Below are 21,819 nucleotides of genomic sequence, written 5' to 3'. Positions count from 1 at the left end.
GGAGGAACTATAGACATGGCAAGAATTGATTACACAACTCTTGATCTTAAAGAAAGAGTAGTATTCATCAACCGCGTAGCCAAAGTTGTTAAAGGTGGTCGTCGTTTTTCCTTCAGCGCCCTTGTAGTTGTTGGTGACGGCAACGGTCATGTAGGTGTTGGCTTAGGTAAAGCTGCGGAAGTACCTGATGCAATCCGTAAAGGCATTGATGATGCTAAGAAAAACCTTATTCATGTTGTTATTAAAAATGGTACAATCCCTCATACAGTTACAGGAACATTCGGCGCAGGTCGCGTATTCTTGAAACCAGCTGCAGAAGGTACTGGAGTTATCGCTGGTGGCCCAGTTCGTGCCGTATTGGAATTAGTTGGTGTTCGTAACATCTTGACTAAATCCTTAGGATCTTCTAATCCTAACAACATGGTTCGCGCAACACTAGAAGGTTTAGCTCAATTAAAACGAGCTCAAGACGTGGCGGCACTTCGTGGCAAAACTCTTGAAGAAATTTACGGTTAATAAGGAGACCAATAATGGCACAAGTTAAAGTAACATTAACAAAAAGCTTAATCGGTCGTCCTGCAGATCAACGTGCGACTGTTAAAGCTCTTGGATTGAAAAAAACTAACTCCCAAGTAGTTAAAGAAGTGACACCTCAAATCGAAGGTATGCTTCACAAAGTTAGACATTTAGTAAAAGTAGAAGAAGTATAATAGATAAGGAGGTGCACGAATGAAATTTCATGAATTAGCTCCGGCTGCAGGTTCCAAAAAAACTCGTACTCGTGTAGGTCGTGGTCTTGGATCCGGTTTAGGTAAAACTTCCGGTCGTGGTCAAAAAGGTCAAAATTCTCGTAGTGGTGGCGGTGTGCGCACTGGCTTCGAAGGTGGCCAAATGCCTCTTTATCGTCGTTTACCAAAACGTGGTTTCAAAAATATCTTTGCACTTCAATATGCAGAAGTTAATGTATCCCAATTGAATCGTTTCGAAGACGGTGCAACTGTAGATCCAGTAGCTCTTATTGAAGCTGGTATTTTGAAAAACGTACGTGATGGCATCCGTATCCTTGGTAACGGAACTTTAGAACGTAAATTAACTGTTATCGCTAACGGCTTTACAAAATCTGCAGTAGAAAAAATCGAAGCAGCAGGTGGAAAAGTAGAGGTGATCTAGGGTGCTAGATAGCCTCTTGAACATCACAAAAGTAACGGAATTACGCAACAAAGTAGTCTATACATTACTTATGTTCATTGTCTTTCGCTTAGGTATCCATATCCCGGTACCTGGCGTAGAGGCATCTGTTATTGAAAGCTTATTCACCAGTGGTAACCTATTTGGTTTACTAGATTTGTTCGCCGGTGGTGCGTTAAGTAAATTCTCTATCTTTGCAATGAGTATTACACCTTATATCAATGCATCGATTATCATGCAATTGTTAGGGGCTGTAGTACCAACATTTGAAGCATGGAGTAAAGATGGAGAAGAAGGGCGTAAAAAAATTGCAAAAGTAACACGTTATGGCACAGTGATCCTTGGCTTTATTCAAGCCTTTGGTATGACCTATGCACTACGTGCAAGCAATGCGCTTATAGACAATAGCTTTATGTCTGTCATTTTGATTTCCATCATCCTTACAGCAGGTACATGCTTGTTGATGTGGGTGGGGGAACAAATTACAGCTCATGGCATAGGTAATGGTATTTCACTCATTATCTTTGCTGGTATCGTAGCACGATTCCCTGATGGGGTTCAAACTATATACCAATACCTACAAGTAGGTACAATTAATGTATTTCAAGCGATTCTATTTGCTATCATCGCGGTAGCTATGATCGTTCTTGTAATTGCTGTGACACAAGGCCAACGTCGTATCCCTATCCAATATGCTAAACGTGTGGTAGGACGAAAAATGTATGGTGGTCACTCAACATTCCTGCCTTTGAAAGTCAATCAAGCAGGGGTTATCCCAATTATCTTTGCGTCATCCATATTGATGTTCCCAGCTACATTGGCACAATTTGTACAAGTGCCTTGGGTACAAACTGTAGCAAGTTATTTCCAATGGGGAACACCGATACAAACTATTTTGTATGCTGTATTGATTTTATTTTTTACATACTTCTATACAGCTATCTCAATCAATATTACGGATATGGCAGATAATATGAAAAAACACGGTGGTTTTATTCCAGGTATTCGCCCAGGAAAACCGACTGCTGACTATGTAGACCGAGTAATGACTCGAATTACACTAGTAGGTGCATTTTTCTTAGCTTTCGTTGCAATCTTACCGAATATGATTGGTGGATTGACAGGCATTCAAGGTGTGTACTTTGGTGGTACAGCACTACTCATCGTAGTGGGCGTAGCATTAGATACAATGCAACAAGTAGAATCTTTAGTATTAACACGCCAATATAAGGGCTTTGTGAAATAGGAGATTATGATATGTATATTTTATTAATGGGACCTCCAGGTGCTGGTAAAGGCACGCAGGCAGCTCGTCTGATTGAAAAATATGGTATCCCTCAAATTTCTACAGGTGACATGTTCCGTGCCGCTGTAAAAGAATCTACTCCATTAGGATTAGAAGCTAAGAAATATATGGATGCTGGACAACTTGTTCCAGATAGCGTTACCATTGGCATCGTTCGTGAACGCTTGTCCAAGGATGACTGTAAACAAGGTTTCATTTTAGATGGCTTCCCTCGAACTACAGCACAAGCTGTTTCCTTGGATGCGATTTTAAAAGAAATGAACATCGTTCTTGATGCTGTACTTAATTTGAGTGTTCCTTCTGAAGAGTTGGTTCGACGCATCAGTGAAAGAGCACGTCTTGAAAATCGTGATGATGACAAACCGGAAACAGTACAGAAACGTCTTGCTGTATACGAAGAGTCTACTAAACCATTGATCGATTACTACCGTAATAGCGGTCAATATGTAGAAATCAACGGCTTACAGGATGTGGACACAGTATTTGCAAATATCGTTACGGCTTTGGAGAAATAATCAATGATTATTTTTAAATCGCCCGAAGAAATTGAGCATATCCGAAAGGCATCTCAACTGACAGCAGCGACGTTAACCGAGCTTGCTAAACTAGTAAAGCCGGGCGTATCAACGCTTGAGTTAGACCAATTTGCCGAAGAATATATTCGCAGTCATGGAGGAATTCCAAGCTGCATTGGTTACTATGGGTATCCAGCAACTATCTGTGCTTCCATAAATCATGAAGTGGTACATGGGATTCCAAGTGCATCTCGTATACTAAAAGATGGCGATGTCATCAGCATTGATTTAGTATCATCCATTAATGGATATCATGGAGACTCTGCCATTACAGTTCCTGTAGGAGAAGTAAGTCCTAAAGTACATGCATTGCTAAAAGTTACAGAAGAATGTCTTTTCAAAGGGATTGAACAAGCTGTAGCTGGTAATCATATAGGAGATATTTCCCATGCAGTACAATCTCATGCAGAACGTCATAGATATGGTGTTGTGCGAGATTTTGTAGGCCATGGTTTAGGAAAAAACATGCATGAAGATCCACAAGTTCCAAATTATGGTACTAAGGGCAAAGGTCCAGAACTTAGACCAGGAATGGTCATCTGTATTGAGCCAATGATTACTATGGGCACGCACAAAGTAAGAGTTCTTGAAGACAACTGGACTGCGGTCACAATGGACCGTAAGCCAGCTGCTCACTTTGAACATACCATTGCCATTACTGAAAATGGTACTGAAATACTTACTATGCGTGATACACCGAGGTTAATACAATAACCAGTAACCGGAGGATAAAAGATATGTCAAAAGAAGACGTTATTGAAGTGGAAGGTACGGTCGTTGAGGCATTACCAAATGCTATGTTCCAAGTAGAATTGGAAAATGGTCATGTGGTTTTGGCTCATGTGTCAGGTAAAATGCGTATGAATTTTATCCGTATCCTTCCTGGTGATAAAGTTACTATGGAACTGACACCATATGACTTAAGCCGTGGTCGCATCACCTATCGCTTTAAGTAAGCATAGGATCCACAAAGGAGGTACTTATGAAGGTTAAACCATCAGTTAAAAAGATATGCGAAAAATGTAAAATTATTAAACGTAAAGGCCGCGTAATGGTTATTTGCGAAAACCCAAAACATAAACAAAAACAAGGATAATTGATAGGAGGTGGATGAATAGATGGCACGTATAGCCGGTGTAGATTTACCACGTGACAAACGTGTGGAAATTGGTTTAACTTATATTTACGGTATCGGTCTTACTCTTTCTAAAGAAGTATTAGCTAAAACTGGTATCAACCCAGATACTCGCGTTCGTGATTTAAGTGAAGATGAAGTAGCTAAAATCCGTGAACTTCTTGATGCAGAGTATAAAGTAGAAGGTGATCTTCGTCGTGAAGAAGCACTTAACATTAAACGCTTAATTGAAATCAACTCCTATCGCGGTAAACGTCATCGTATGGGACTTCCATGTCGTGGTCAACGTACGAAGACAAATGCTCGTACTCGTAAGGGTCCTCGTAAAGCAATCGCAGGTAAGAAGAAATAATAAAGGAGGGATATTGTGGCTAAGAAAACAGTTAGATCCAAAAGAAAAGAAAAGAAACATATCGAATCTGGTGCAGCGCATATTCGCTCCACTTTTAACAACACTATCGTTACAGTAACAGACGTAAACGGTAATGCTCTTTCTTGGGCATCTGCTGGTGGTCTAGGTTTCCGTGGTTCCCGTAAATCCACTCCATTTGCAGCACAAATGGCAGCTGAACAAGCGGCAAAAGCAGCTATGGAACACGGTCTTCGCACTGTAGAAGTATTTGTTAAAGGTCCAGGATCTGGTCGTGAAGCAGCGATTCGTGCGTTGCAAGCAGCTGGTCTTGAAGTAACAAGCATTAAAGATGTGACTCCAATTCCTCATAACGGCTGTCGTCCTCCAAAACGTCGTCGCGTATAATCTGAGCTATATACTTAGAAAAGTGACAAGTTTTAGAGGAGGGTATACCTGATGAGCGAAGAAAAAAAACTTAGAATCGAGAAAGTAGTAATGACTGAAGATGGCCGCTACGGTAAATTCGTATGCGAGCCATTGGATCGTGGTTATGGTATTACTCTCGGTAATAGCTTGCGTCGCATTTTGCTTTCATCCTTAGATGGAGCAGCAATTACTTCCATCAAGATTGACGGAGTACTTCATGAGTTCTCTACGATTGAAGGTGTTCGTGAGGATGTATCCGATATTATTCTGAACCTTAAACAGTTGTGCATTCGTCTTGAAGAGGAAGCACCTGTACCGATGGATGTACATATCGATGTTCGTAAAGATGGAGTATTAACAGCAGGTGATTTGATTCAATTCATGCCTCCTGAAATCGAAGTCTTAAATCCAGAATTGGTAATTGCTACAATGGATGAAGCAGCTCATCTTGTAATGGATGTGCGTATCGAACGCGGTAAAGGATATGTACCATCTACTAAGAATAAACGTGAAGATGATATGATTGGTCAAATTCCAATTGATTCTATCTTCTCGCCAATTCTAAGAGCAAAATATGAAGTCAGTGATGTCCGTGTGGGCAACGAAATGGACTTTGATAAGCTTACTTTAGAAGTTTGGACAAATGGTTCTATTACAGCATCTGATGCAATTGCTAAATCTGCAGCAATCATGATTTCCTATCTAGGAAACTTTACTCGACTAGCTCATTCTCATGATATGATCAATGTAGGGGAAAGTGAAGCAGAATTAACAAGTGCAAATGGTCAAGAAGGTGGCGATATTGATGCTGAACCTAAAGGACCAACGACAATTCCTATTGAAGATCTTGAGTTGTCTGTTCGTGCTTTCAACTGTTTGAAACGCGCTAACATTCATACTATCGGTGACTTAACTGGTAAAACAGAAGACGAATTAGGAAAAATCCGCAATTTAGGGAAAAAATCTGTAGAAGAAATTCTAGAGAAATTACAATCTTACAATGAGAGTAATGATTCCTTAACATCTCAAAGCGAATAAGAGGAGAAAGACTAATGGCATACAGAAAATTAGGCCGCAACAGTTCCGCTCGTAAAGCGTTGTTCCGCGGTATGGTAACATCTCTCTTCGTACATGAACGCATTGAAACAACAGAAGCAAAAGCAAAAGAGCTTCGCAAATATGTTGATGAAATGATTACATTGGGCAAACGTGGCGACTTACATGCTCGTCGTCAAGTTCTTGCTTTTCTTATGAACGAAGATGCAGTAAAAAAATTATTTGATGAAATTGCTCCAAAATATGCTGAGCGCAACGGTGGTTACACTCGTGTAATCAAACTTGGCCTTCGTAAAGGCGATGCAGCTCCATTGGCTATTCTTGAGCTTGTATAATCAACAGCAATCTGGTTGTGATAGGATGAGTTTCACTCATTCTGTTGCAGCCTTTTTTGCTTTTTAAGGGCTCTTTGGCAAATGTGGGGGGCTGCTCATATAAAAAGCTCTTAGCACTAGTTATTGAAATAGCTAGTGCTATTCTTTTTCCTCAATAGAAGTATACGGACTCTGAAGTGTTCAGAATGACGCAACCCATAGCGTATTCTCTTTGCTACCATAATGATGTTATAGATCTATTTTTTAGGTTTGATAACATATAGTATAGAGGCGAAATAAAATGAATTGAATACATGAAAGCAGCGACTCTGTCCCGTGGGATGGAGTCGCTGTTGTAGTATAGATGTATTTGAAATCGTCGTAGTATGTGATTCATATGGCCAATAGCAAGATAGAACCATATAGTAGACCTTGCTTTGTCGTAAATTAGCTAAATTGTATTTCGTCCACTTCTAAAAATCCGAAGTATTCCATACGTCGAATCATTTCTTCGTAGAAAGCAAGAATCATGGTGTATTTGTTGGATTGTTGTAAGGCCAGAGGGCTAATGCTTTCTTCTGTCATAGCCTCGTAGATTTTGCACATCACATCGTGTTTTGTAGTAGGATTGCTGAGGAGCTTCATAAACTCTAAATCTTCCTCATTAAAATCGGAAATAGGGTCATTGTAGCGATTGCCAGGGTAGATGTAGGCGTTCACACCTTCTTGTGGCATAATCTCTACAAATGGAATATAGCGCTCAGGGATGTAGCTTTTCTTCTCTTCAAAAATATGATGTTTGAAAGGATGCTCTGTTTCCAACATGGACAGGCTGATACCGCCTTGGATGATGTGTTCTACCAAAAATTGATAGAACAATGGCAAGCACATGTCAGGGATTGCATGTTCTCCTGTATAGGTCACTAATGTGTTGTGTTTCAGGTAGAAGTGCGGGCCCTCTTGTTGGAATAAATCTACCAAGTCTTTAGCTATAGATTCAGTATGTTCAGCATTACTAGAGGTATCGCCAGAGTTATCATTAGATGTATCAGCGGTATTAGTATTGCTAGCTAATCTATGTACATGTGCGGTATTAGCATCTGTTACAGAGATAGGCATACGTTTTGCCAAGTCTTCAAAGATGGGCTCTAAATGTTCCGATGGAATGCGAAGGGTGAATAGGAATTGCTCCAAGTTGCGGTGGAAGTCTGCATTTGTGATAGATGTTTCTGTGATGCGTTTTGGCATAGCACCTTTGTGGGTAAACAAGGATTTGCGGAAGGCTGTGTTCAGCATAAAATCGATGTACTGTTCTCGTGCCAATGGATCATGAGGGGCTAGCTCTTCTAATTTAGTGCGCAATGTTTCGTCATACACATCGGGGAATGATAAATTCAAATCGCAATCGCAGAGGTAGGTAAATCCATGCTCTGCCATATGATCCATGCATTGGTGAAAGTACACCGGCGTGTTCACTGGCTCTAAATGGTCATGGCCAACATAGCAATCTTGTTTTTGCAATGTTTGACGCAAGGACTGCAAAAAAGATGCTTGTTGGTTTTTTACTGTATCGTACTCAAGCATGAGAGCGCCTAGCTTACTAGCCACTGTTTTACCGTGGCGTACTTTTTCACGATGGTTCAAGGTGTCGATATCTTTATTGGCAAACTCTAAAAGGGCACGCACGCTATCCATTTTATGCCAACCTGGGTAGGTGTTATAGGACATGTACAAGATACCATTTCCTGCGAGGTGTTCTTTACAGAGGCGAAGAAAATTGTCTTTCGTTTCCTCGTCCACCCAAGAATAGAAACCATGGGCGATGATGTAATCATAGGTGCCGAGGTGCTGGTGACTTTCATTCACATCACCTTCTAATAAGTCAAGGTTAGTGATGCCCAATTGGTCAATATAGGTCCTGCCTACGCTCACCTGTGTCGGAGCAATTTCGATGCCTGTGAAAGTCGCCTTCGGATAGAACAGGGCCTGAGAAATTAAATTACCACCGTAGGAAGATCCGATTTCCAAAATGCGAGCTGTGCTAGCAGGGGCTGGTGAAAGGCCTAATAGACGAGCGTAACTTTCAAGGAATGGAGCAGACGCATAAGGGAAAGGCTGGGAAAGATACCCTAAGTCAGCGTAGATTTCTTTGGCTTGCTCTTTAGTCATTCGTGTGTTGTATCGCATAAAAACTCCTTTATTCTCTGAGGTGTTATCATAGCACTCATGGGTTATAGTGAGTGGTTTATTTCATATAGTTACATACCTATAAGTATATCAAAAATAGGGAAATTTATATACTAGTTGATGATGTAGGATATACAGGATAGGAAGGAACGGTTGTAAAGGTATATACCGCTAAAATCTTTTGATGTAGAGGGAGTAAAAGAATAATAAAAATACATGTGAGGTGTCCTAGCATGTATTTTTTATTCTGATGATAAGAACCATAAGGGAAGATATTTTAGTATTACGGACGATGAAATTTGTTGTATCTCGAAGCCCTACATATAACAGTTACAAAAAACTTTCACAATGACATATTTTGTCATTCCTCTTCGATATACTGAAAGTACCAATTGTTATATAGTGTTTGTTTGATGACAGAAAGAGGTATGAACATGAATTGGAAAAACAAATGGAAAGACGGATGGAACGAGATAGGAAACATGAGCTTGCGAGAACTATTTACTTTCACGAAGAAGGAAAAGTGGGCCGGTGCTATATGTATAATCGCCTTTGTAGTCGGTATGATATTTAGTATGCGAGGCGTCGAAACGATCACAGCGTCTCCTGGCTGGATTGTAGGGTATGTTCATAGAGGCGGGACTGTACCTGATTATGTGAGCTATACACCACAGAAGACCTTTGAGGACAAAGGGGATGTACAGGTGGTGACTGGTCATCATTTGCAAATGCGTCATCTCCTATGGTACTTTTGGTGGGTAGAAGAAAATAATGACTTTACCATTACCTTTGATAAACGCGTGCCGAAGGCAGAGTACTATGATCATCGCACCGAGCAGACCTATACGTTATCCTTTGATACCAACAAAGGCACTGAGTCTGAGGTGAATGAGAAATTGAATATTATCAACGATGCATCGGAGGAGTTTTTCAAGAAACCTTTCATCAAAGTGGACCGTATTCAACGTATGCGTGAGAACTATTTGTTTTCGCCGCAATCGGAGGTATCTTTGACTACACCAGTAAAAGGTCCTTTGTTTGTACGAGGTTCTGTTAAGAAAAGTGTGTAATGAGTCTTACTAATCTTGAAGTTCTATCAGCTGTTGAAGGGTGGTATAATTGTAATACAGTCAAATAGTAATCTCTCAGACTATTATGTAGCCTATACTATGCTATGCATGTGGTATAATTGTAATAACTGAGTATGATGTAGCAAGTTTTTTAGTACCTCCTAGCTATACGGGATAGGGGTTATAGAAAGGTTGCGTTAGGAATAGTAACATGTAGATTGCTAGATATGTGCTTATACAGACCTAAGCTAACAACGTGGAATAACTTGCTATATAGAGCATAGATAGCAGTAGATACATTGCGAATGATGAGGAGTCATATGAAATATACTAAGGAGCCTTTACAATTAGACAATCCTTTGGAGTTTTGGCTAAACTTCGAGGGTGAGGAACGGGTCTTTTGGGTGGACCGTCAAAGTGATCGTGTAGTGGTAGGCGCCAAACGATTGGCGGTGGTACAAGACGACAGTGATCGGGAACAATATGCGTACGTGTTTTATGGGGGCACCTTCTTTCCGACTGTGAAAGACGAAAAATGGCATAACATGGGCCATGAAATGGTGGCTTTCACCCATTACTATATTGTAGAAAATGGGGAGTCCTTTTACCTGCATGCAGGGGAGGGCATAGATATACAGCGCCATAAGATTAAGCGTGTAGACCATACGTTCACAGAAACTAGTGATGATAAACAAGATTGGGATACCTTGATGGATGCTATTTTGACGAATATTCACGCAGGGCGCATGACGAAGGTGGTTTCCTCTCGTGAGGTAGAGTTTAGCAGCCCTACAAAGTTTGATGTGGTGAGCATATTGGACCGTTTGGTGGAGAATAACCCGAATTGCTTTATTTTTGGTTATGAGAAAGAGGGACGTATCTTCGTGGGAGCATCTCCTGAAATTCTCGTGCGTCATCGGGGGGATGAAATTCTAAGCTATGCTTTGGCAGGAACAGCACCAAAGTTTGGTCCTAAGGCGTGGACGAAAGAACGATTTCTAAATGACCATAAAAATCGAGTGGAGCACAATATCGTGCGAGATCGTATTGTGCATACGATGCGACAAGTGACGGAGGATGTGACCGTAGGAGAGACAGGGATTATGGAGCTTTCACGGTTATACCATTTGCGGACCATTATCACCGCTAAGGATAGCACGAAATCCCTCATCGAATGGGGGCAATTATTGCACCCTACACCAGCCCTAGGGGGCGAGCCGCGAGAGTTGGCAATGGATTTACTGGCGAAGTATGAAGCCCATGAGCGTGGCATGTATGCAGCGCCCTTTGGATTTATGAAAGATATGGGGGACGGCATTCTAGTGGTTGCCATTCGATCTGCCTTTATCATGGATAACCGACTCTATGCCTATGCAGGATGCGGTATTGTGAGCGAATCCAATAGCGATGAAGAGTACGAAGAAACTATTAATAAAATGGGCACTATATTGGATGCGTTATAGGATGATACATTTACGTATCGATTTAATTAGGTGTGCAATAAGGTAGGATGATGAATCTGCACAAATATATTGGATAGATATATGAAATTAAAAAGGAATGTTGAGCAATCAGCATTCCTTTTTTGTACAATTTTTTGTGACCCTTTGCTATGTTTTAATGTTAGTAGTAGAAGTGGTTCTATGGGGAATGGTTCGTGTTATAGTAATATTTTTATAGATGATGGGGGAAGATATAATAGATAAAGATGAATGTCATTAGTGAGATGTCGCATGTATTGTAGTGAGCTATGTATGATAGGAGAATACGCACAGAACTCCTAAACAATGGTATAATACATAGTAGATAGTTACTATTAGATATAGTACAATACCACATATTGGTATGGGAGATACGATATGAATGAATATATAGCAAGTTTGGTGGATGAGTTATACCAATTAGGGGTGCGCCATGCGGTGTTCAGTCCTGGTTCACGGTCCACTACATTAGCCATGCTCTTTCAAAGCCATGGAGGTTTTCACACGTATATGAATATTGATGAGCGGTCTGCAGGGTTTATGGCGTTGGGCATTGCCAAAGCGCAAGGCGAACTAGCCGTATTAGTGTGTACATCGGGGTCTGCGTTGACCCATTATGGACCTGCTGTGGTGGAAGCGAAGCACAGCGGTGTGCCTATGATTATTTTGTCCGCCGACCGTCCGTACACCTTGCAACAAGTGGGGGCACCGCAGACGATTGATCAACAAAAATATTTTGGCACCGCCGTGAACTATTATGAGGAATTGTCTGTGCCTAGTGAAAGTCATTACTACACATACCCTCGTCAATTGGCACGCCGTGCCTATTTGAAAGCGAATGACCGCAAACTGGGACCGGTACACATCAATGTACCTTTGTTTGAGCCCTTGGTGCCCCATCGTGAGGAAGAGTACTTTAAACAAGGTCGTAGTGCGAAACCATTCCGACTTGTGAAACATCAGGAGATAGTATCCTTGGCATCGTTACTCAATGGAAAGCGAGTGCTCATCTTGGGTGGTCCTACTGTGACGAACCCTAAAGCAGTGGTAGACTTCGCCGATCGGATTGGCGCTGTTGTGATCGGGGATCCCTTGTCTAATTTGCGCCAATACGAGGGAGTGATTAGCACCTACGATGCTTTCTTGGCTCATCATGAACGATGGGAAGAGTTGCGACCTGATGTGGTCATCCAATTGGGGCAAATTCCTGTGTCGAAGCGGATTCAACAATGGATGGGGACCTTGACGGATATTGATTATATTACTGTCAGCCCTAATGCAGAGGTGGTGAACCCTAGTTTGACGACTACCATACATGTGATGGCTGATATCGATGTATTTTTAGCGGAGATCTATAGTGGCTTATTTGCTGTATTGGGTCTAGCTAGTAGAACAGGAGATACAGTGCAGGGATTATTAGATAAGAGTGATGTGGAAAACGCTAGCTCTTATAAATTTGGACTGGAGCGGGATATCACAGATATCAATCATCGACATAGATTAGAGGAATCTAACACAGCACATACTTCAGATCTAGAGTATGTCAGAGTATGGCAAGGTATCGAATCCGACAGTCGTGAACAGTTGGACAAGGTACAACATGAACCAACTCTATTTGAAGGTCGGACCATTCACATGTTACAACAAATCATGCCCGATGAAGGCCAACTTTTAGTGGCGAATAGTATGTCTATTCGTGATATGGATTATTTCTGGGCTGCTGGACGTTCTAAAGCCATGGTGTACGGCAATCGTGGCACCAATGGTATCGATGGGACCGTGTCTACGGCGTTAGGGCTTAGCACGAATGGGAAACCTACCGTCATGGTTACAGGAGATTTAAGTTTCTTTCACGATTTGAATGGCCTAGCCATTGGAAAAACGCAGGGGATGAACTTGACTATCATTTTGCATAACAATGATGGAGGCGGTATTTTCCAATACTTGCCACAAAAAGGGACGGATGATTTCGATTATCTATTCAATACACCGCAAGGCATTGATTACAGTGGGTTAGCGACCATGTATGCCCTAGACTATGTGAAGGTTACCACCAATGCAGAGTTAGAACGGGCGATGCAACAGTACATTGGTGCAGAGGGGATACATCTCATAGAAGTGCCTACGTCTAAAGAAGGTAGTCGTGAATTACACAAGGTCTATCGGGTGTAATAATATGAGATCAATGATTCAAGATATACGAACCTTAGATATGCAACGTATGCAGATCCACATAGGAGAGCACCACTATGGGGTGACTATAGTGGGGACGGGAAAACCGTTAGTCTGTTTCCATGGATTTTCCGAATCCGGCTCCACTTGGGATGGCATCGAGGTCAGCGGGTATCGACTGATACGCATCGATAGTATGGGTCATGGTAGGTCGGCTCGACCTATGGAATTAGGACCTTACACATTACCACAGATGCTGATCGATTTGCATACGGTTATCTATGCCGTAGCCGGTGAAAGATATGCTCTCATGGGGTATTCCATGGGGGCGAGGATGGCTTTATTATATGCATTAGAGTATCCAGAGGAAGTGACGCACCTAGTTTTGGAAAGTGGCTCTGTAGGGATAGAAGATAGAGTAGAACGACAAGACCGCTATGTAGCCGATCAAGCGCTGGCTGAACGGATTCGAGCACATGATATCACGTGGTTTAGCGAGACTTGGGCTAAGCTAGAGATTTTTAAGACACAACAAGGTTTGCCTACAAAGGTGGAACAGCAGATTAGAGGGCGGCGCTTGCTCAATAGCCCCCATGCATTGGCTTTCACCTTGGAAGGAAGTGGACAGGGGAGTATGCCTTATGTAGGCCATCGTTTGTCGGAATTGACCATGCCCGTCTGTTATATTAGCGGAGAATTAGATACGAAATATACAGCCATTGGAGCGCAGTATTTTGGCGATGTCCATCGCATTGTGCCTAAAGTAGGGCATAATGTACATGTAGAAGCACCAGAGGCGTATCAGCAGATACTGGAATGCTTTTTTTATACCGGTAGGTATTAGGGGATGTGTTGGTCATATATGCTAGAAGGATGTACGGATATGGAAATAGATGGTGTCAGGGATTCTATCTACGGGGCAGGACAACACTCGATAACATATCTAGTACAGCAATCGACCACATATCTACCACTTAATACAATGGGCTCCACTATGTTATGAAACCAACTAGTTATATATAATTCTAGTGATATGATAGAAATGAGAGGTGTCCTATGATTACAAATATCACCCTGTACCATGTGCAATTACTGATGAAGTTTACTTTCAAAACGGCAAAGGGCGAAGTAGGCATTAGGGATACTCTCATTGTTCGTTTGGAAGATGAAGCGGGCTGTGTAGGTTACGGGGAATGTGTGGCCTTTGTAGACCCTTTTTATACAAAAGAAACGGTGGCATCTTGTTGGGATACCTTATGTACTAGGTATTTACCAAACCTGTTGGGGCAAGAAACAACAACCACATTGCCACAACAATGGCTGCTGGAAGGCATGCCTATGACTGTGGCATCTGTGGAAAATGCCTTGCTCCATCTACAATGCCATCGCTTAGGTGTCAATACAGTGGAATACGTGCTACAGCAATCCTTACTACCGACCGTACCTACGGGCATTGTCATTGGCGAGGTTCCTTTGAATACTTTGGTGGATGCGGTGTCTGTTTATGTATCACAAGGGTGTCAGCGTATTAAACTGAAAGTATCCCCCAAGGATGGTTATGAACGAGTACAGCGTGTGCGTTCAGCCTATCCAGACCTTATGTTAGCGGTGGATGCAAATCAAAGTTATACCTATGAAGATATGGATAAGGTACGGGCATTTAATGAATTTGATTTAGCATGTATAGAAGAGCCCTTTCAGATAGATAGTTTAGAAACCTATCAACAATATAGGTCAATGCATGATTGGGGGATTACGACTCCTATATGTTTAGATGAATCGATTTTGGAATATGACGACTTGGTCTATGCTCATACGCATGGCTTGTTAGATGTACTCAATGTAAAAGTAGGGCGTTTAGGTGGTCTTCGAGAAACGGCCAAGGCCATTCAGTATTGTCGTGACCATGGCATCCAGTACTGGATTGGCTCCATGGTGGAATCCAGTATTTCCAAATGGATACATGTACAACTAGCGGCTCTAGGAGATACCTATATGCCGGGAGATTTGTCAGATTCGTTGCGCTATTTTGAGCGAGATTTGACTAGTCCACCCATTGTTAGTAGAATGAAAGACTGTGGTGCAAAGGGACTTTCACAGTTTGTGGAGGTGCCTAATGGTGCTGGATTGGGTGTAGACGTTGATATAGAGGCGTTAGAGGCGTATTGCATAGATAAAAAATTATGGCACCTATAACTGATTTATATACTTGTATAGGTTGTGAATGTGGTATGATACAATATACCAGTAGTGTATGAAACTATATGATATATACAGATATGATGCATTTCAAGTAGAGGTGGAACGTATCGTTTTTAAACATAAGTAAGTAGGAGGTTTGTATGACAGAGTACATAGAATTATTAAAACGTGAGGTAAAACCGGCCTTTGGTTGTACAGAGCCAATTGCCTTGGCCTTTGCAGCGGCGAAAGCGGCAGAGCTATTGGGCGTTCGACCAGATCATATTCATGGTCGTTTGAGTGGCAATATTATTAAAAATGCAAAAAGTGTGACCATTCCTAATTCAGAAGGGCGTACGGGCATTTATTATAGTCTTATTTTAGGTACCCTAGTAGGGATAGCAGCGAAAGAATTAGAAGTGTTAGAAGACCTTACTCATGAACAAGTGGTAGAAGCAGACCGTTTATTTGAAGCGGATTACTGTGATATTGAGCTAGCAGAAGGGGTAGAAAACTTATTCATCGAAGTCACTGCTGTGGCTGGTGAACATACGTCTAAAGTCATTGTTCAAAATACACATACCACTATTTCTTACGCAGAAAAAGACGGAGAAGTGTTGATTGCCTTATCTGCAGAAGAAGTGGCTAAACATTCTATGGAATTGTGCTTTGACTCTTGCTATGAATTTGCTAGTACGGTAGATGCGAAAGAATTGGAAGACATTTTAGGACCACAATTAGATTTGAATATGGCGATTGCCGAAGAAGGTATGAAAAACAATTATGGTTCCAACATTGGTAAGTTGATTATTTCCAATTCTTCTTCCATTGCGGATAGAGCACGTGCCTATGCAGCGGCTGGATCTGATGCCCGCATGGACGGTTGTTCTATGCCGGTTATGATTAACTGCGGTAGTGGTAACCAAGGGATTACACTATCTGTGCCTATTATGATGTATGCTAAAGAATACGGTATCGATCGTGACCATACGTTGCGTTCCTTAGCCTTAGCCAATGTGCTAGCTCTATACATTAAACAATATATTGGTCGTTTAAGTGCTTACTGTGGTGTAGTGAGTGCTGCTTCTGCTACAGCCGCTGGTGTAGCATTCTTGCTTAATGAATCCAAGGAAGTAGTTTGGGAAACATTATCAAATGCATTAGCAGGCACATCCGGTGTGGTTTGCGATGGAGCAAAAGCATCTTGTGCTATGAAAATTGGTATGTCCCTTGGTAATTCCTTATTAGCCTATACACAAGCAAAGACAGATAATAGCTTTAAAGCAGGCCAAGGTATTGTAAAAGAAGACATTGACCATACGGTGCAAACGGTAGCAACCATCGCCCGTGAAGGGATGAAGCAAACCGATGTTGTTATCCTAGAAACCATGTTAGAAAAGTAATCTATGCATTATTGGTATAGAGAATGAGAACAATTCTATATTGATTTTTCTAAAAGTATAGTGTATGATAGATACATAGATTGATTTCATAGTTACATACTCAGTATGTGCTATGTATAGGTTGTAACAATAAAGGAGATTTAGCATGGCAATCATCGGTAAACAACTACCAGCTTTTGAATTAGATGCATTCCGTAAACCAGAAATTATTAAAGTAAGCAATAAAACTATCGAAGGTAAATGGAGCGTGTTTGTATTCTATCCAGCAGACTTCACATTTGTATGTCCAACAGAATTGGCAGATTTACAAGATCAATACGCAGAATTGAAAAATTTGGGCGTAGAAGTATTCTCCGTATCTGTTGACTCTGCGTTTGTCCACAAAGCATGGTCCGATGCATCTCCTACAATCAATAAAATCGAATACACTATGGTATCCGATATTAAACATGAATTAGCTGACTTCTTCGAGACATTCTCTGAAGAGTCTGGCCAAGCGTATCGCGGTTCTTTCGTGGTAGACCCAGAAGGCATCGTTCGCGCTGCAGAAATCTGTGACATGGGTGTAGGTCGTTCTGCTGCTGAGTTAGTACGTAAAGTACAAGCTTGCCAATTTGTTGCAAAACATGGTGAAGTGTGCCCAGCGAAATGGACTCCTGGTGAAAAAACGTTGAACCCAGCAGATCTTGGTTTAGTTGGTAAAATCTAAAGTAAATAAACAGCTCCTTTAGTAGTTTTGTGGTTGAAGGCTCCTCTCCCTCTCTCGAATCTTCAATAACACATAATGTACTAATTGAGTGTGTTGACTATATTTGTAAACTTTCCTAAGAACACATCTTAGATCCTTTACTTCCCATAAAAACGACAAAGCATTGCTTTGTCGTTTTTATCTTTCTCAAATTATATAGTTGTATTACTAAAAAGTATCCTTTATTCATTTAAATTATTAGATTTAGTTTAGAAATTTGTATATAATAAGGAGGTAAGGTTACAAATAGAATGCATATAGGAGAATGAGAATGTTAGAAGTTACATACGAACGATTGGCAGGGATTTTTAAAGCCCTTAGCGATGAAACAAGATTGCACATAGTAGACATGTTGTCTTGTAATGAATTATGTGCGTGTGATATTTTGGCTAGTTTTGAGTTATCTCAATCTACTCTTAGTTATCACATGAAAATTTTAATTGATGCAGGTATTGTAAATTCTGTACGTAGTGGTTTGTGGACACGCTATTCCATTAATGAAGAAGCATTTGATGAATTTGTTAAATTCTTGCCTGAATTATATAAAACAAAAGATGAGTGCATTTGCGCACAAATCAAATACTGCCGTATTGAGGATGCTCCACAAGCGGTGGTAGAATAATATGAAACGTTGGATTATGCATGTAGACATGGATGCTTTCTTTGCATCTGTAGAACAACATGATCGTCCAGAATTACAAGGTCATCCAGTTATCGTGGGTGGCCTTTCTTCACGTGGTGTGGTGGCTACGTGCAGTTATGAAGCACGGAAATTTGGGGTGCGTTCTGCTATGCCTATTGGGAGGGCTAGAAAATTATGCCCAGATGGTATCTATCTATTGCCACGGATGGAACGATATCATGAAATTTCTGATCAAATTCATGAAGTGTTGCATCGGTTTAGTCCCTATTTAGAGCCCATTTCGTTAGATGAGGCTTTTTTAGATATTTCAGGACTAGGAAAACTTTATGAGTCTCCTATGGCGGTGGGCCGTGCTGTGAAAGAACAAATTAAGGACCTAACGGGGTTGGTTGCATCTGTTGGAATTGGACCGAATAAGTTTTTAGCAAAACTAGCGTCGGATTTACGAAAGCCAGATGGTTTATATATTATTCCTCATGGGCAAGAAGTAGCTCATATTAAACATTTACCGGTACGCAGATTGTGGGGCGTAGGAGCCCATATGGAACAAGCGCTACAACGAGGTGGCTTTCATCGGATTCAAGATATTGCGCAGTTAGATTCGTGTCATGAGTTAGAACCCTATTGCGGTCATCAAAGTGAACGTGTGTATTTGCTGTCTAAAGGCATTGATCATCGTCCTATTGAGTGGAATCGTGAGTTGCAATCCGTAGGAAATGAATTGACTTATGAAAGGGACTTAGTGGATCCAGAGGAAATCGACAACGAATGGCGATATTTTGCCCATCATGTAGCGAAACGATTGCGACAGAAAGGTCTCAAAGGTCACACCATAGCCATCAAAGTACGGTTACCAGATTTTACCACCAAAACAAGGCAAAAACGATTATCCTATCAGACGGATAGAGAAGATGTATTGTATGAGACGGCCTGTGTATTATATAATAAACTTAATGTACAGGGGCCGTTCCGGTTATTGGGGATTACGGTCAGTGGCTTTCACCAAGAGGTGGAGCAAGAGTCGCTCTTTCAGAGTGAAGAAACAGAACCAGATCGGTTAGCACAAGTGCTAGATACTTTGGAAGAACGATTTGGAGAAGATATTGTTACCACAGGAGCTATGTGGAAACGAAAATGGAAGGATGATACGACATCGTCCTAGGAGGATAGTATGCAACAATATATATTGGACCAGGAACAGATTGAAACATTGTTACAAGGCTTGCAGACAGCGTATGGTCATTGCAAAGAAATACAACAGCAATATGTGGCGAATTTAGAGGCGCACCATATGGAGTCCCCTGAAATGGCTATGGAAGTGGTAGAAGACTTAGAAAACTTTGCTCATATGTTGGCTCTATTGGGAAAACAATGGGAAGAACTACGTGGGCTCCAACATATGGTAACAGAGCACTATCTGTATGATATGATATCTTCCATAGAAGAGACACCAATCGTAGAAGCTGTGGCGGATGAAGGTGTGGAAGGCTATGATGTAGGGGTTGCATTAGGGGTGGACTTTGTGATGGCTGACCGTTGGCAGGGAGAAGAGTCTGTCGAAGAAGTTGTGGAAACTGTTGAACTGAAGCCAGTGTCTAGTTCGTTTATGGATTTATTTAGCAGCGCTAGTGAAACAAAGCGTATCCATGAGTATGACTATGATGACTGGGCGTTGGCAGAAGAGGACCGTACGGATTCTAGTCAAGGGGAGATCGTGATAGACTTAACAAAACAAACTAGTACAGAGTCTAATTTGTATGATGCCTTCGAGATGGAAACATCCAAAAAGAAACATAAAAAACGTTGTAAACATTGCACAGAAGATTCTCCAATACCAGAAGAACGAGACAAATGTTGTATTGTGAAACAAGAAAAAAAGAAAAAGAAGGAAAAACGCAAAGACAAGTCGAAAGATAAAAAAGAGGCCTCTTCTGTAGACAAGTGGGCGAAAAAATTGTCCAAATGGGAACGCTATGCAGAAGAACATGGTGATGCGTGGACTGAAAAAGTGCTAGCTAAGGTAGCTAAAAAAGCGGAGAAAAAAGCAGAAAAGCGAGGCATGAAAGCGGTCTTTAAGAAACATAAGTTAGATCGTTTGGCTAAGTTATCGAAGGAGGACTAGGATATGGATATCATCAGTATCATTGGATTTATATTGCTGGGGATTGCCGTAGCGACGTTAGGCACTATCATCGGTGCTGGAGGTGGTATTATCTTTGTGCCTGTATTTTTGTATTTCTTCCCTGAGTGGACGCCAGCCATGGTAGTAGGCACATCTTTGTTTACGGTAACGTGTAATGCCATTTCTGGTACAATCGCCTATGTGAAACAGAAGAAAGTTTTCTACAGTGCAGCGATTTTATTCAGTATTGCTACCTTCCCAGGGTCCATCATTGGCGCCTATGTGGCAGAATATTTTGATGCTAGCGGATTCCGATTCTGGTTTGGTTCCTTCTTGCTCATCATGTCGGGCTTTATTGGTTATAAAAATATGAGAAAAGGGGAACGCAAAGAAGAGTCCTTGCAATTAGAAGAGTTGACCTATAATAAAGTGGTAGGTGTCCTTGTTAGTGTAGTGGTAGGTTTCTTATCCAGTTTGTTTGGCATTGGTGGTGGATTAATCCATGTACCAGCATTAATTTATATGATGGGGTTTCCTACCCATATGGCAACAGCTACAAGCCATTTTATTTTAGCTACCTCCACATCTGTTGGTACGCTAACTCACTTTTTGAGCGGGCATATCCATTTTGAAGTGGCTATCCCTTGCGGTATTGGTGCCTTACTAGGTGGTCAATTAGGAGCCTATATTGCAAAACGCTTGCGTGCAAAAACAATTTTGATTGGGTTATCTATTGGGGTTGGTATCTTAGCCTTGCGTTTGATTTACACATCCCACGTATTATTCTAAAAAATAGAGAATAGATTCATTGGAGAGGATACTATGGGAAAGGGAAAGAAACGAAAACAACACCAACCACAGCCACAACAGACGATTACTACAGCCCGTTTGACCACAATGATTAAATGGATGTTGTTTATTAATCATTTAGCCTTGTGCTGGTTCTTTAATGGTCGGGCTGATATGAGTTTACTGGCTGCTAATATGCTAGGTGGCTTAGCCCTTTGTGGGATTTACTGGATGCGTTTTAAGAAGGAAATGTTTACCGATGAAGATGTAGAGCGTGGCATGCGCTATGTATTGTCCTATATTCTGATGACGATGACAGCTTTCTTTTATACCTTGGCGATGTATCGATCTGGGGAGTTAACGGATACTATGTATCTGATTATTACAGGAGCTAGTTTCTTTGTGTGGTTTTGTTTGTATAGCGCTACACAAGGGTTTATCAAAAAAAGTGAATAATATATACTACAAGTTCTCATTACGTTATAGGTAATGGGAACTTTTTAGGCTCTATAATAAATGTTGGGGCTACTCATATAAGAGTAGTCGCCAACATTCTTTTTTTGCAATAAAATAGACATATACAAACTCAAACCGTATCATAAAAGTAACCACACAATTAAGAAAGGATGAGTCATATATGTCTACAGTTAATTATACAGAAATTATCTTTA

General features: G+C 41.1%; 25 protein-coding genes. 24 read left to right on the top strand and 1 reads right to left on the bottom strand.

Features of this window, described 5'->3' with window-relative positions:
- Window positions 1-15: 15 nt before the first annotated feature.
- The 12 genes from rpsE to rplQ are packed head-to-tail and all read left to right on the top strand — an operon-like array spanning window position 16 to window position 6,373.
- Window positions 16-516, top strand: a complete 501-nt coding sequence (rpsE, locus tag EO121_RS08120) for a 30S ribosomal protein S5 (protein WP_009353893.1) — start codon at window positions 16-18, stop codon at window positions 514-516.
- A gap of 14 nt (window positions 517-530) precedes the next feature.
- Window positions 531-710, top strand: a complete 180-nt coding sequence (gene rpmD / locus EO121_RS08115; protein WP_009353936.1) for a 50S ribosomal protein L30 — start codon at window positions 531-533, stop codon at window positions 708-710.
- Between the two features lie 19 nt (window positions 711-729).
- Entirely contained in the window at window positions 730-1,170 is a 441-nt protein-coding gene (gene rplO / locus EO121_RS08110) for a 50S ribosomal protein L15 (protein ID WP_127167333.1), read from the top strand.
- Between the two features lies 1 nt (window position 1,171).
- Window positions 1,172-2,434 carry a preprotein translocase subunit SecY gene (gene secY, locus EO121_RS08105; protein ID WP_127069344.1) on the top strand — a complete coding sequence of 421 codons (1,263 nt, stop codon included), beginning with the start codon at window positions 1,172-1,174 and terminating at the stop codon, window positions 2,432-2,434.
- 11 nt (window positions 2,435-2,445) lie between these two features.
- Window positions 2,446-3,009 (top strand): adenylate kinase, encoded by a 564-nt coding sequence (locus EO121_RS08100; RefSeq protein WP_009353894.1) that lies wholly within the window; start codon window positions 2,446-2,448, stop codon window positions 3,007-3,009.
- 3 nt (window positions 3,010-3,012) lie between these two features.
- A complete protein-coding gene (map, locus tag EO121_RS08095) occupies window positions 3,013-3,783 on the top strand; it encodes a type I methionyl aminopeptidase (RefSeq protein ID WP_127167331.1) in 771 nt (256 codons plus the stop codon).
- Between the two features lie 23 nt (window positions 3,784-3,806).
- Window positions 3,807-4,025: a translation initiation factor IF-1 gene (gene infA / locus EO121_RS08090; protein WP_009353944.1), complete on the top strand. Its 219-nt coding sequence runs from the start codon at window positions 3,807-3,809 to the stop codon at window positions 4,023-4,025.
- Between the two features lie 26 nt (window positions 4,026-4,051).
- Entirely contained in the window at window positions 4,052-4,165 is a 114-nt protein-coding gene (gene rpmJ, locus EO121_RS08085; RefSeq protein ID WP_007391661.1) for a 50S ribosomal protein L36, read from the top strand.
- A gap of 22 nt (window positions 4,166-4,187) precedes the next feature.
- Entirely contained in the window at window positions 4,188-4,556 is a 369-nt protein-coding gene (gene rpsM, locus EO121_RS08080; protein WP_009353922.1) for a 30S ribosomal protein S13, read from the top strand.
- 15 nt (window positions 4,557-4,571) lie between these two features.
- Window positions 4,572-4,961, top strand: a complete 390-nt coding sequence (rpsK, locus tag EO121_RS08075; protein WP_009353912.1) for a 30S ribosomal protein S11 — start codon at window positions 4,572-4,574, stop codon at window positions 4,959-4,961.
- A gap of 51 nt (window positions 4,962-5,012) precedes the next feature.
- A complete protein-coding gene (locus tag EO121_RS08070) occupies window positions 5,013-6,020 on the top strand; it encodes a DNA-directed RNA polymerase subunit alpha (RefSeq protein WP_127160491.1) in 1,008 nt (335 codons plus the stop codon).
- Window positions 6,021-6,034: 14 nt separating this feature from the next.
- Complete coding sequence (rplQ, locus tag EO121_RS08065; protein ID WP_009353923.1) at window positions 6,035-6,373, top strand: 50S ribosomal protein L17; 339 nt, start codon at window positions 6,035-6,037, stop codon at window positions 6,371-6,373.
- Between the two features lie 426 nt (window positions 6,374-6,799).
- Here rplQ and EO121_RS08060 read toward each other — a convergent pair whose 3' ends face one another.
- Window positions 6,800-8,539, bottom strand: a complete 1,740-nt coding sequence (locus EO121_RS08060; protein WP_127167329.1) for a class I SAM-dependent methyltransferase — start codon at window positions 8,537-8,539, stop codon at window positions 6,800-6,802.
- Between the two features lie 434 nt (window positions 8,540-8,973).
- Between EO121_RS08060 and EO121_RS08055 the strand changes: the two genes are divergently transcribed.
- The 12 genes from EO121_RS08055 (at window position 8,974) to EO121_RS08000 (ending at window position 21,604) form a co-directional block, all read left to right on the top strand.
- Window positions 8,974-9,609 carry a hypothetical protein gene (locus EO121_RS08055; RefSeq protein ID WP_127167327.1) on the top strand — a complete coding sequence of 212 codons (636 nt, stop codon included), beginning with the start codon at window positions 8,974-8,976 and terminating at the stop codon, window positions 9,607-9,609.
- Window positions 9,610-9,929: 320 nt separating this feature from the next.
- Window positions 9,930-11,072: an isochorismate synthase gene (locus EO121_RS08050; protein WP_127167325.1), complete on the top strand. Its 1,143-nt coding sequence runs from the start codon at window positions 9,930-9,932 to the stop codon at window positions 11,070-11,072.
- Window positions 11,073-11,468: 396 nt separating this feature from the next.
- Complete coding sequence (gene menD / locus EO121_RS08045) at window positions 11,469-13,262, top strand: 2-succinyl-5-enolpyruvyl-6-hydroxy-3-cyclohexene-1-carboxylic-acid synthase (protein ID WP_127167323.1); 1,794 nt, start codon at window positions 11,469-11,471, stop codon at window positions 13,260-13,262.
- 4 nt (window positions 13,263-13,266) lie between these two features.
- Window positions 13,267-14,106: a 2-succinyl-6-hydroxy-2,4-cyclohexadiene-1-carboxylate synthase gene (menH, locus tag EO121_RS08040; protein ID WP_240629419.1), complete on the top strand. Its 840-nt coding sequence runs from the start codon at window positions 13,267-13,269 to the stop codon at window positions 14,104-14,106.
- 212 nt (window positions 14,107-14,318) lie between these two features.
- Complete coding sequence (gene menC, locus EO121_RS08035) at window positions 14,319-15,458, top strand: o-succinylbenzoate synthase (RefSeq protein ID WP_127160485.1); 1,140 nt, start codon at window positions 14,319-14,321, stop codon at window positions 15,456-15,458.
- 146 nt (window positions 15,459-15,604) lie between these two features.
- Window positions 15,605-16,846, top strand: a complete 1,242-nt coding sequence (locus EO121_RS08030; protein WP_127167321.1) for a serine dehydratase subunit alpha family protein — start codon at window positions 15,605-15,607, stop codon at window positions 16,844-16,846.
- Between the two features lie 145 nt (window positions 16,847-16,991).
- Window positions 16,992-17,555 carry a redoxin domain-containing protein gene (locus EO121_RS08025; RefSeq protein ID WP_062401150.1) on the top strand — a complete coding sequence of 188 codons (564 nt, stop codon included), beginning with the start codon at window positions 16,992-16,994 and terminating at the stop codon, window positions 17,553-17,555.
- Between the two features lie 310 nt (window positions 17,556-17,865).
- Window positions 17,866-18,216 (top strand): helix-turn-helix transcriptional regulator, encoded by a 351-nt coding sequence (locus tag EO121_RS08020; protein WP_127167319.1) that lies wholly within the window; start codon window positions 17,866-17,868, stop codon window positions 18,214-18,216.
- 1 nt (window position 18,217) lies between these two features.
- A complete protein-coding gene (locus EO121_RS08015; protein ID WP_127167317.1) occupies window positions 18,218-19,399 on the top strand; it encodes a DNA polymerase IV in 1,182 nt (393 codons plus the stop codon).
- Between the two features lie 9 nt (window positions 19,400-19,408).
- The gene (locus tag EO121_RS08010; protein WP_127167315.1) at window positions 19,409-20,359 is read left to right on the top strand and encodes a hypothetical protein; all 951 of its coding nucleotides are present in this window, start codon (window positions 19,409-19,411) and stop codon (window positions 20,357-20,359) included.
- Between the two features lie 3 nt (window positions 20,360-20,362).
- Window positions 20,363-21,148 (top strand): sulfite exporter TauE/SafE family protein, encoded by a 786-nt coding sequence (locus EO121_RS08005; protein ID WP_127167313.1) that lies wholly within the window; start codon window positions 20,363-20,365, stop codon window positions 21,146-21,148.
- Window positions 21,149-21,181: 33 nt separating this feature from the next.
- The gene (locus EO121_RS08000; RefSeq protein ID WP_009353899.1) at window positions 21,182-21,604 is read left to right on the top strand and encodes a hypothetical protein; all 423 of its coding nucleotides are present in this window, start codon (window positions 21,182-21,184) and stop codon (window positions 21,602-21,604) included.
- Window positions 21,605-21,819: the final 215 nt, after the last annotated feature.

Source organism: Veillonella sp. CHU732, assembly GCF_003992085.1.
Classification (GTDB): Bacteria; Bacillota; Negativicutes; order Veillonellales; family Veillonellaceae; genus F0422.
The sequence above is the reverse complement of the archived record's forward strand: the minus strand, read 5'-3'. Positions and strand labels throughout refer to the sequence as shown.

What these genes read in the sequence shown, in the direction of transcription:
- rpsE (WP_009353893.1), top strand. Translation starts at nt 16, where the DNA reads ATGGCAAGAATTGATTACACAACTCTTGATCTTAAAGAAAGAGTAGTA.
- rpmD (WP_009353936.1), top strand. Translation starts at nt 531, where the DNA reads ATGGCACAAGTTAAAGTAACATTAACAAAAAGCTTAATCGGTCGTCCT.
- rplO (WP_127167333.1), top strand. Translation starts at nt 730, where the DNA reads ATGAAATTTCATGAATTAGCTCCGGCTGCAGGTTCCAAAAAAACTCGT.
- EO121_RS08100 (WP_009353894.1), top strand. Translation starts at nt 2,446, where the DNA reads ATGTATATTTTATTAATGGGACCTCCAGGTGCTGGTAAAGGCACGCAG.
- map (WP_127167331.1), top strand. Translation starts at nt 3,013, where the DNA reads ATGATTATTTTTAAATCGCCCGAAGAAATTGAGCATATCCGAAAGGCA.
- infA (WP_009353944.1), top strand. Translation starts at nt 3,807, where the DNA reads ATGTCAAAAGAAGACGTTATTGAAGTGGAAGGTACGGTCGTTGAGGCA.
- rpmJ (WP_007391661.1), top strand. Translation starts at nt 4,052, where the DNA reads ATGAAGGTTAAACCATCAGTTAAAAAGATATGCGAAAAATGTAAAATT.
- rpsM (WP_009353922.1), top strand. Translation starts at nt 4,188, where the DNA reads ATGGCACGTATAGCCGGTGTAGATTTACCACGTGACAAACGTGTGGAA.
- EO121_RS08070 (WP_127160491.1), top strand. Translation starts at nt 5,013, where the DNA reads ATGAGCGAAGAAAAAAAACTTAGAATCGAGAAAGTAGTAATGACTGAA.
- rplQ (WP_009353923.1), top strand. Translation starts at nt 6,035, where the DNA reads ATGGCATACAGAAAATTAGGCCGCAACAGTTCCGCTCGTAAAGCGTTG.
- EO121_RS08060 (WP_127167329.1), bottom strand. Translation starts at nt 8,539, where the DNA reads ATGCGATACAACACACGAATGACTAAAGAGCAAGCCAAAGAAATCTAC.
- EO121_RS08055 (WP_127167327.1), top strand. Translation starts at nt 8,974, where the DNA reads ATGAATTGGAAAAACAAATGGAAAGACGGATGGAACGAGATAGGAAAC.
- EO121_RS08050 (WP_127167325.1), top strand. Translation starts at nt 9,930, where the DNA reads ATGAAATATACTAAGGAGCCTTTACAATTAGACAATCCTTTGGAGTTT.
- menD (WP_127167323.1), top strand. Translation starts at nt 11,469, where the DNA reads ATGAATGAATATATAGCAAGTTTGGTGGATGAGTTATACCAATTAGGG.
- menH (WP_240629419.1), top strand. Translation starts at nt 13,267, where the DNA reads ATGAGATCAATGATTCAAGATATACGAACCTTAGATATGCAACGTATG.
- menC (WP_127160485.1), top strand. Translation starts at nt 14,319, where the DNA reads ATGATTACAAATATCACCCTGTACCATGTGCAATTACTGATGAAGTTT.
- EO121_RS08030 (WP_127167321.1), top strand. Translation starts at nt 15,605, where the DNA reads ATGACAGAGTACATAGAATTATTAAAACGTGAGGTAAAACCGGCCTTT.
- EO121_RS08025 (WP_062401150.1), top strand. Translation starts at nt 16,992, where the DNA reads ATGGCAATCATCGGTAAACAACTACCAGCTTTTGAATTAGATGCATTC.
- EO121_RS08020 (WP_127167319.1), top strand. Translation starts at nt 17,866, where the DNA reads ATGTTAGAAGTTACATACGAACGATTGGCAGGGATTTTTAAAGCCCTT.
- EO121_RS08015 (WP_127167317.1), top strand. Translation starts at nt 18,218, where the DNA reads ATGAAACGTTGGATTATGCATGTAGACATGGATGCTTTCTTTGCATCT.
- EO121_RS08010 (WP_127167315.1), top strand. Translation starts at nt 19,409, where the DNA reads ATGCAACAATATATATTGGACCAGGAACAGATTGAAACATTGTTACAA.
- EO121_RS08005 (WP_127167313.1), top strand. Translation starts at nt 20,363, where the DNA reads ATGGATATCATCAGTATCATTGGATTTATATTGCTGGGGATTGCCGTA.
- EO121_RS08000 (WP_009353899.1), top strand. Translation starts at nt 21,182, where the DNA reads ATGGGAAAGGGAAAGAAACGAAAACAACACCAACCACAGCCACAACAG.